Origin of the sequence: Methyloceanibacter sp., assembly GCF_049590335.1 — a bacterium.
Classification (GTDB): Bacteria; Pseudomonadota; Alphaproteobacteria; order Rhizobiales; family Methyloligellaceae; genus Methyloceanibacter.
Genome location: NZ_JBAWCQ010000059.1, coordinates 22,197 through 31,300 on the forward strand (window position 1 = coordinate 22,197; position 9,104 = coordinate 31,300).

Annotated in this window: 9 protein-coding genes and 1 other RNA gene; 6 read left to right on the forward strand and 4 right to left on the reverse strand. The window is 61.7% G+C overall.

The window, feature by feature from the left end:
• Nucleotides 1-105: 105 nt before the first annotated feature.
• A complete protein-coding gene (locus WBQ77_RS04660; protein ID WP_424059112.1) occupies nucleotides 106-636 on the reverse strand; it encodes a dihydrofolate reductase in 531 nt (176 codons plus the stop codon).
• On the reverse strand, nucleotides 633-1,427 hold the full coding sequence (locus WBQ77_RS04665) for a thymidylate synthase (RefSeq protein ID WP_424045313.1): 795 nt from the start codon (nucleotides 1,425-1,427) through the stop codon (nucleotides 633-635). The genes WBQ77_RS04660 and WBQ77_RS04665 overlap by 4 nt, the downstream gene beginning before the upstream one ends.
• A 94-nt stretch (nucleotides 1,428-1,521) precedes the next feature.
• On the opposite strand from WBQ77_RS04665, the gene WBQ77_RS04670 reads away from it, so the two are divergent.
• From WBQ77_RS04670 to glsA, 4 genes are all read left to right on the forward strand, one after another.
• A complete protein-coding gene (locus WBQ77_RS04670; RefSeq protein WP_424045315.1) occupies nucleotides 1,522-1,782 on the forward strand; it encodes a PepSY domain-containing protein in 261 nt (86 codons plus the stop codon).
• Between the two features lie 79 nt (nucleotides 1,783-1,861).
• Nucleotides 1,862-2,273, forward strand: a transfer-messenger RNA (tmRNA) gene (gene ssrA, locus WBQ77_RS04675).
• A gap of 48 nt (nucleotides 2,274-2,321) precedes the next feature.
• The gene (locus tag WBQ77_RS04680) at nucleotides 2,322-2,864 is read left to right on the forward strand and encodes an SspB family protein (RefSeq protein ID WP_424059115.1); all 543 of its coding nucleotides are present in this window, start codon (nucleotides 2,322-2,324) and stop codon (nucleotides 2,862-2,864) included.
• A 162-nt stretch (nucleotides 2,865-3,026) separates the two neighbouring features.
• Nucleotides 3,027-4,904, forward strand: coding sequence for a glutaminase A (gene glsA, locus WBQ77_RS04685; RefSeq protein WP_424045318.1), 1,878 nt, complete (start codon nucleotides 3,027-3,029; stop codon nucleotides 4,902-4,904).
• A gap of 9 nt (nucleotides 4,905-4,913) precedes the next feature.
• On the opposite strand, the gene WBQ77_RS04690 is transcribed toward glsA, so the two are convergent.
• Nucleotides 4,914-6,884, reverse strand: a complete 1,971-nt coding sequence (locus tag WBQ77_RS04690) for a sensor histidine kinase (protein ID WP_424045321.1) — start codon at nucleotides 6,882-6,884, stop codon at nucleotides 4,914-4,916.
• Between the two features lie 196 nt (nucleotides 6,885-7,080).
• Here WBQ77_RS04690 and fumC point away from each other — a divergent pair, with 196 nt between their 5' ends.
• Both fumC and WBQ77_RS04700 read left to right on the forward strand, forming a co-directional pair.
• A complete protein-coding gene (gene fumC / locus WBQ77_RS04695; protein ID WP_424059117.1) occupies nucleotides 7,081-8,502 on the forward strand; it encodes a class II fumarate hydratase in 1,422 nt (473 codons plus the stop codon).
• Between the two features lie 13 nt (nucleotides 8,503-8,515).
• Nucleotides 8,516-8,761, forward strand: a complete 246-nt coding sequence (locus WBQ77_RS04700) for a ribbon-helix-helix domain-containing protein (RefSeq protein ID WP_424045324.1) — start codon at nucleotides 8,516-8,518, stop codon at nucleotides 8,759-8,761.
• Nucleotides 8,762-8,771: 10 nt separating this feature from the next.
• On the opposite strand, the gene WBQ77_RS04705 is transcribed toward WBQ77_RS04700, so the two are convergent.
• Nucleotides 8,772-9,104, reverse strand: a 333-nt coding sequence (locus tag WBQ77_RS04705) for a hypothetical protein (RefSeq protein WP_424059119.1), incomplete at its 5' end; no start/stop codon positions are given.

The following is a 9,104-nucleotide window of genomic DNA, read 5'->3' on the forward strand; positions in this document are numbered from 1 at the left end:
TGTCGCAGGAAACAGTAAGCGTACCAAGTGGCGGAACCGCGACAAGAATCCGAGACGTTATAGGCCAGGAGCAAACGGCACGCAATCGGAGCGAAAGCCAGAAGCTCAGAGCCGCTCCAGGATCACGATGCTGAAGTCGTAGTCGTCCTGTGGCCCCGCCCCATAGGCATCCCGCGAAACTTCCCGCCAGGCGCCGGCCTCCAGTTCGGGAAACCAGGTATCGGCGTCCGGGGCCGCATGCACTTCGGTCAGATAAATTCGGTCCGCCTGCGGCATAACTGCGCTGAATACGCCCTCCCCACCAATAACCGCGATTTCATCGGCGCCTTCCCTGGCGGCCCAGGTCCGTGCCTCCTTTATCGCCGCCTCAAGGCTTGCGACCGCGACTACGCCCGGCACCGAGAAGTCCGGATCGCGGGTCAGAACGATGTTCAGGCGCCCGTCGAGCACCCGGGGCAGTGACTCGAAAGTGCGGCGCCCCATGATCACGGGTTTGCCCATGGTCACTTTGCGGAAGAATTTCATGTCGGACCGCAAACGCCACGGCAGATTGCCGTCGCGGCCGATGGCGCGGTTCTGGCCCATGGCCACGACCAGGGCGATGTCGAGCGGTTTGACCCCACGACCCTCGGTCACACGGCCACCTCGGCCCGGATCGCCGGATGGGGGTCGTAGTCCACGATCTCGAAGTCGTCGTAGACGAAGTCGAACAGCGAGGTCACCTCGGGATTCATCTCAAGCCGCGGACGCGTCCGGGGCTCGCGGCCGAGCTGTGCGTCCGCCTGTTCCAAATGATTCAGATAAAGATGCACATCGCCAAACGTGTGCACGAAGTCGCCTGGCTCAAGCCCCGTGACCTGCGCGACCATATGGGTAAGAAGCGCGTAGGACGCGATGTTGAACGGAACGCCAAGAAAGATGTCGGCCGAACGCTGATAGAGCTGGCAGGACAGCTTTCCGTCGCCCACGTAAAACTGGAACAGGCAGTGGCAGGGCGGCAGCGCCATTTTCCGAATGTCACCGACATTCCAAGCGCTCACGATGTGGCGGCGCGAATCGGGGTTGCGCTTGATGCCCTCGACCAAAGTGGCGATCTGATCGACCTCCCCGCCGGAGGTGGACGGCCAGGAGCGCCATTGCTTGCCATAGACGGGCCCCAGATCGCCGTTCTCATCGGCCCACTCGTCCCAGATCCTGACGCCGTGCTCCTTGAGATAGCAGATATTGGTCGAGCCCTGCAAAAACCACAACAGCTCATGCACGATCGACTTCACATGCAGCTTCTTGGTGGTCACGAGCGGGAAGCCGTCATTCAGATCGAAGCGCATCTGCGCCCCAAACAGGCTGAGCGTCCCGGTGCCCGTCCGGTCCTCTTTGCGCAGGCCCTCGTGGCGGACATGAGAGAGAAGGTCGAGATATTGGCGCAACGTCAGAGTGTCCCTATATTCACCAAACCCGGGATGCCGAGACTCAAAGCTGGGCTCGCTACTTTGTCGATAGACCTTGTAGAAGGAGCGTTCAATGCGTGTTCTGACAGTTGTCCTCGGCCTAGCGGCCGGTTCTGCCCTCGTTGTCGCCTCTAGCGCTGCTCTTGCTCAAAGCATCAGCATAGAGCGGGTTCGGCAGATGGCGTTCGATCGCGGCATCGTCGACCTCGATGAGATCGAGTACAAGCGCAGAAGGAATATCTGGGAAGTCGAGGGCGAAGACGCCCATGGCAACGACATCGAGATGCATGTGGACGCCACCACGGGGAGCGTCCTCAAAATGGAACGGGACTAACGCATCCGATCCGATTCGGCCAACCCACTGGCAGATAAAGCCTATTCATACGGCGAAGATTGCGAGTTATCCACCTCCCAACCTTTCTTTTGACGTGTGGGAGGCTTATATAAGAAGAGTCGGCTTCGGCTGACTATGGCGATAAACGGTTGACGTAATAAACCATTCGGACCCGGGGGCGGTACCCGGCGGCTCCACCAGGTTTCAGCCTCTCTAGTACAAAATGTGCGTGGCATGAGACTGGCGAAAATTACCGGCACAGACTGAAACGTGGCGGGGCCGAAATAGGATCGACGAGGGTGTAAAGGTCTTACTTTTCGCTCGGCATGGTATCCGCCGTTATCGGGCCAAACCTTATAGTTGCCAATGACAACTATGCGGAGGCACGTCTCGCTGCGTAATGCGGCGCGATAGCCTAAATTAAAGCCCTAGCTTCCTCGCAGAAGTTGGGCGCGGTTTCGGAGGGCACCGGGCAACAGAAGCCCTCCACTTTGACGGGGTGACTGCCTACGTCGCCAACAATGGAGCGGCGCCATTACATGGCAGACGATGGAATTCGATACGATCTACTGACGCAGAACGCGCTGCGCGGCGTGGTTCACGAAGTTCTCACGCAGGTCCAGCGCGATGGGCTTCCAGGTGAGCACCATCTCTATATCGCCTTCGATACCTGTGCCGAGGGCGTGTCTATCTCCAAACGCTTGAAGGAACAATATCCGGAGGAGATGACTGTTGTCCTCCAATATCAGTTCTGGGATCTGTTCGTTTCGGACGAGCACTTTGAGGTGAAGCTCTCCTTCACCAATGTGCCCGAGCGGCTGGTGATTCCCTTCGACTCGGTGAAGGCGTTTTACGATCCGTCGGCCCAATTCGGTCTCCAATTCGGCAAGCCCGGCGCAGCCAACGATTCGGCGCGCCAGCATATGGCGTCGGCTTTGCCGGATGTGGTGGGCGACCAGTCCGACGACCGGGCCAGCACGGAGCCGCCAGCCGAAGAAGCCGGCCAAACGGAAGCCGTCGACGTCGTGATGTCCCGGCCGCCTGCCGAGGTCGTGCAACTGGACAGCTTCCGCAAGAAGTAGCCGCTTTCTTAGGCGTTCCTAGCAATCTGATGCCCAAGGGATAGGCATTTTCGCACGCGCGAAAATGCTCACCCGTCGCATTAGCGTGCCGGTCGACATGGCATGATTCCTGATTGATGCTTGTCAGATGCGGCGTCACGCATCAGTTGGGGGGACGCGTTCTTGAACAAACTTGATTTGATCCATGCCGCGCCAACCGTGCACAGCGGAGCTCTTGCACCTATTCAGGACTATCTGAACGAGATCCACGCGCGAGTCTCGAAAATCGAGGGCGGTGCCCCAGCGGATTACATCCCCGAGCTCGGCAAGATCGATCCCGGGCTGTTTGGCATCGCCATCGCCACCGTGGATGGGCAGCTTTACACGGTAGGCGACGCGCGCGCTCCCTTCACAATTCAATCCGTCTCCAAACCGTTCATGTATGGCTACGCCATTCAGCACCATGGACGGCCGCGCGTCTTGCAGCAGGTCGGCGTGGAACCGACAGGTGAAGCCTTCAACTCCATCGTGCTCGACGAAGCCGCCAACCGGCCCTTCAATCCGATGGTGAACGCCGGCGCGATCGCGATCGCGGAGATGATGCAAGGCGAGACGCTGGATCAACGCATCAATAACATGCTCGAACTGTTCTCGAGCCTCGCCGGCCGCAAGATCGATATTGACGAAGCGGTCTACAATTCCGAGCTGGCCACTGGCCACCGCAATCGCGCCATCGCCTACATGATGTTGAACACCGCCATGATCGAGCACGATCCGGAGGAAGTCCTCGCTCTGTACTTCCACCAGTGCGCCTTGAGCGTCAATGCTTGCGATCTCGCCACCATGGCGGCGACACTCGCCAATGACGGCACGAACCCCATCACCGATCACAAGATCTTCGACACCCAATATGTGCGCGACGTGCTGACGGTGATGAACTCTTGCGGCATGTACGACTATGCCGGCGAATGGGCTTACGAAGTCGGCATGCCGGCGAAGAGCGGCGTGTCGGGCTGCATCATCGCTGCAATCCCGGGACAGATCGGGATCTGCGTCTACGCGCCCCCGATCGATAGGCAAGGAAACAGCGTGCGTGGCATCGCCGTGTGCCAGGACATGTCGCGCGAGTTTCAACTACACGCCTTCTACAATCACACCAATGTCCGCAGCGTTCTCCGTCGTGACTATCGCGCCGATCTGGTCCGTTCGAACCGATTGCGCACATTGGAGGAGCGGACGCTGCTCGCCAAAAAGGGACGCGCGATCTCCGTGCTCGAAGCACAAGGGGCCCTTTTCTTCGGCTCGACCGAGCAGCTCTTGCGGAAACTGACGGAATTGTCCGAACACTCGAAATATCTGGTCGTCGACTTCAAGCGTGTGCACCATGCCGATAGCGCGGCCTGCAAGCTGATCGTCCGGGCGGTGCGCGCCATGGCGGCGAGCGATACGGAGCTCGTCTTTGCGTCAATTGACAATGAGGGATCGCTGGACCGGCTGACCCGAGCACTTGCCGAGACAGAGGAAGGCCACGCCTTGCGTCAGTTTCGCGATGCAGATGCGGCGCTGGAATGGTGCGAGGACGAGCTTCTTACCGGCCAGGGCTCCAGTATCTGTACTAAGTTCTCGCTGAGCCAAATCAACCTGTTCGATGGTCTGTCACCCGAGGAATGCCGTTTGGTCGAGGGAATCGTACGGCCCCTCGTCTTTGACAAAGGCGACGTGATCATGCGCGAGGGTGACCCGGCCAAGCTCTTCTTCGTCCTGGCGCGCGGCACGGTAAGCGTCGAAATCCAACTTCACGGCAAACCCGGACGGCACAAGCGCGTGGCCTCGATCGGGCCGGGGCTGACCTTTGGGGAGATGGCGCTTCTGGACGGGGGCAGACGGTCCGCGGACGTCATCGCGAACGAGAAGGTGATCTGCTACGGGCTCGGTGTCGAGGAGTTGCACGAGCTGGCCGAGGAGCATCCCAACGTGATGATCACCATTCTCGGTAATCTGACGCGCGAATTCTCCGAGCGGCTGCGCCACGCCAATGAAGAAATCAGCGTCCTGGAATAACCCGCTGCCCTACGCAGCAGGCGCGTGGACGGTCTCCGCTTTTGCCCGAGGCTCGTTGGAGGGTGTCAGGGGCACGTTGAGCTCGACATGGAGCCCCGATTTCCGGAACGCGGTCTTAGTTTCACCGCCGAGATTATGGCGAATACCCTGATCGATGAGCTGCGTCCCAAAGCCCTTCCGGGCCGTGGGCTCAGGCGCCGATGGCGACCCCTTCTCCTCCCAGACCAGGTGCAGCCGGTTGCGGCGCTGAACCTTCCAGGCGACATTCAGCTGGCCCGTATTCTGCGATAGCGCGCCGTACTTGACCGCGTTGGTCGCGAGCTCATGCAAAGTCATGGCGAGGATCGACGCGCATTGCGGCGGCAGCAACACGTCCGATCCCTTGATCAAGATCTTGGGTCCGCGCTCGCGCTTGTAGGGTTCGAGTTCGCGTTCGACCATCGCTTTCAAGCTCGCACCGGACCACTGGGATTCCAGCAGCAGATCGTGTGCGCGGTGCAAAGCCCGCAGACGCTCAGCCAGGGTGCGGGCCATGGCTTGCGTCGTCGGGTCCTTGGCCTGGCGCAGACTTGCCTGCACGAGCGACTGCACGATCGCCAACGTATTCTTGACCCGGTGATTCAGCTCGCCCACGAGCATGGTCTGGCGCTGTGCCGCGCGCCGCCGCTCGGTGACGTCCCGGAACACGAGAACAGCCCCGGCCAGCGAACCGTCCTGGCCAATAATCGGCGCGCCCGAATGCTCGACCGGCAACTCCTTGTCGTCGCGGGTGATGAGCATCGCGCCAGACTCCATGCGAGAGACCTCGCGTTCGCGCAGGGCTCTCAGCGCTGGATCGTCGACGGGCTTACGCGTCTCCTCGTCGACCACGCGGAACACTACCCAGATCGGCCGCCCCCGCGCCTCGGCGGCCGACCAGCCCGTCACGTCCTCGGCGACCTTGTTGAGCAGGAGCACGCTGCCGCTCGGGTCGGTTGCGATAACACCGTCGCCGATCGACCCCAGCGTGGTGGAGAGCCATTCGCGCTGTCCACGTAGGTCCATGAGCGCCACTTGCCGACCGCTGTCGGCCCGCCGCACCGCCCCGAGCGCGGTCCAGGCAAACACGGCGAGCACGACAATGCTGGCGACCGCGAAGATCACCAGGGTTGCGGCGCTGTCGTAATACGCATGGACCTCGGCTTGACGCGCGAACCATCCAAGGACGGGCGGGACCGTCAAAATCCCGGGCAGCAGCCGGCGCAGCATCTCGCCGGCGGGAGACTGCTCGAAAATCGCCGAGGCGATTCCCCGTTCCGGCGAGGCAGCAATCAGCCCGGTGGCAAGCAGCACGATCGCGATCACGCCATAGGGGGTCAGGCGCATGAACGAAAACGGGTCGCCCGTCATGTCGACGCCATAGGCCGCGCCCGTCACCACGAGCAGCACCTGAGCGAGCAACACGAGCGTGAGGACCTGGCTCAAAACCGACGGCGCTATCCGAGAGTGCTCGGCATAGAATAGCGCGACACCGAACAGAATGAGCGCCACCAGGATTCCGGGCGACGTCCCCTCAAGGGCCGGTAGGGGCGGCGCCGAAACCGTCTCCGCCAGCCGGAAATCCTCCTCGAACGATCCGGCCTGCGGGATCACGTCGTCCGGAATCAGAAACGTGTCGAGGCCGAGACTGCCCAGCGCGCCCTCTCCGAACATCAGGAGCCCCAACAAGGTCAGCACAAGACCGATTATCCTGGCGACGAAGCGGACGCGCCGGAAAGTAAAGCAGACGAGGCCCAGACCGGCGAGGATGACGCCAAGCGCGGCAAGGGGCGGTAAACCGGCCACGCTCGGTAGGATGCTTTCGGGGAAGATTCCGATCCACGTGGCAAGCACGACCTCCCCGATCACGCAAACAAAAATGGCTGCGAACCGGGCATAGGTTTCGCAGGCTTGCACCGTCTTCGACTGGGGCAGCACAATCTTGCTAGACGCCGCCGTCACACCCGCTCCTCGTCCGGCCGCCTGGCATGGAGCGCCAAGACGGCCGCCATGAAAAACTTGGCCACATCCCAGGTTCTCTCACCCCTCGCCGCAATGGTATAGCCTTAGCCTCCAATTGTCCGGTCGCAGCCGGGCAAAGGATTCCAGAAACCCGCTCCGCGACCAATCTCCAAGTTACAAAAAGGAAATCTCGCCCATGTCCGTCGCCGACGCCCCAAAACCTTCCTCTGGCCCGCGTACAGAGACGGACGCCTTTGGGCCGATCGAAGTGCCCGGCGACCGCTATTGGGGCGCGCAGACCCAGCGTTCGCGGCAGAATTTCCAAATCGGCGACGAGCGGGTGCCGCAGCCCATGATTCGCGCCATGGCGCTCGTCAAGAAGGCCGCGGCCCTCGCCAATCTGGAGCTCGGGCGCCTCGATCAGGGGCTTGCCGAGGCCATTGCGACTGCAGCGACCGAGATCATTGACGGCAAGCTGAACGATCATTTCCCCCTCGTGGTCTGGCAAACCGGGTCGGGCACCCAGACCAACATGAACCTCAACGAGGTGATCGCGAACCGGGCTAGCGAGATCCTCGGCGGAGAGCTGGGCTCCAAAGAACCCGTTCATCCGAACGACCACGTTAATATGGGTCAGTCCTCGAACGATACCTTCCCAACGGCAATGCATGTCGCCGCCGCCGAAGAGATTGCCTATCGGCTCGACCCGTCCTTGTCCCACCTTTATGCCGCCCTCAAGGAGAAGGCCGAGGCATTCCAGGATGTCCTGAAGATCGGCCGAACGCATATGCAGGACGCAACACCGCTAACTCTCGGCCAGGAGTTCGGCGGTTATGCAGCCCAGATCGATCTCGGCATCAAGCGGCTCAAAATGACCCTCCCGGGCCTTTATGCGCTAGCGCAAGGCGGAACGGCAGTCGGGACGGGACTGAACAGCCATCCGGACTTCGCTGATATCTTCGCGCGCAAGATGGCCGAACTGACAAAGCTCCCCTTCGTTTCGGCGCAAAACAAGTTCGAGGCACTGGCCGGGAACGACGCCTATGTGTTCGCCCATGGCGCGCTGACCACCGTCGCCGCCTCCATGTTCAAGATCGCCAACGACATCCGCCTGCTTGGCTCGGGGCCGCGCTCGGGCCTGGGCGAACTGCTGCTACCAGAAAACGAGCCCGGTTCGTCGATCATGCCGGGCAAGGTGAACCCGACCCAGTGCGAAGCGGTGACCATGGTGTGCGCGCGCGTTATGGGGAACGAGACCACGGTGAGCTTCGCCGGCAGCCAGGGCCATTTCGAACTCAACGTGTTCAAGCCAGTTCTGGCTTACGCCCTGCTTCAGTCGGTGCGGCTCCTGGGCGATGTGGCCGACAGTTTTACCAAGAATTGCGTGGTGGGCATCAAGGCCAACCGGGAGCGCATCACCGAACACATGGAGCGGTCCTTGATGCTGGTCACGGCGCTGGCGCCCCATATCGGCTACGACAAGGCCAGCGAGATCGCCAAGACGGCGCACAAGCGCGGCAGCACGCTGAAGGAAGAAGCCGTGCGACTTGGCCATGTGGAGGCGGACGAATTCGACCGGCTCGTCCGTCCCGAGGAGATGGTTGCCCCTAAGAAGTAGCCGCCCCGCACCGATGGCAAAGACCCGCAACAAGCGCTCGCTCACAATTGCCCGGCATCGGACCAGCGTTTCCCTGGAGGAGCCGTTCTGGAATGCGTTGACCGAAATGGCGCGCGAAGAGGGTAAGTCGATCGCGGGGCTTGTCAGCGAGATCGATCGGGCACGGACGGACCAGGACGACGGGATCAGCCTATCGGCCGCCCTGCGCCTGTATGTCTTGGAGCACATGAAACGCGGACAGGCCGAGGGCAGTTCCTAGGCGTATCTGCCTAGCGGCCTCCGAACATGCCGCCAAAGATGCCGTAATTCCGCTTCCTGTCGTCGCGCCGTGAGCGGCGCTTAGCCCGGCGGCGCTTGCGCGTTGGTGGCGCAGCAGCCTCCTCGGCCTCCGCCACGCCGTCGCCTTCAAGAATGCCCGCGATCGGATCGCTTGGCAGGACATTATCGTTCGCAGGCGCATGGGTCGGCAGCGGCGGCAATAGCTCGCCGGGAACCGACGCCGTGGCATTGGCTTCGGACGCCCCGCGCTCGGCCGCCGCTTGCGCCTCAGCCTCGATGCGCTTCCGCGCCGCATGCTCCGCCGCGGCCCGCGCCTCGGCTGC

Excerpts from the sequence above, each read along its gene's own strand:
- WBQ77_RS04670 (WP_424045315.1), top strand. The coding sequence starts at position 1,522 with ATGCGTGTTCTGACAGTTGTCCTCGGCCTAGCGGCCGGTTCTGCCCTC.
- WBQ77_RS04680 (WP_424059115.1), top strand. The coding sequence starts at position 2,322 with ATGGCAGACGATGGAATTCGATACGATCTACTGACGCAGAACGCGCTG.
- fumC (WP_424059117.1), top strand. The coding sequence starts at position 7,081 with ATGTCCGTCGCCGACGCCCCAAAACCTTCCTCTGGCCCGCGTACAGAG.
- WBQ77_RS04700 (WP_424045324.1), top strand. The coding sequence starts at position 8,516 with ATGGCAAAGACCCGCAACAAGCGCTCGCTCACAATTGCCCGGCATCGG.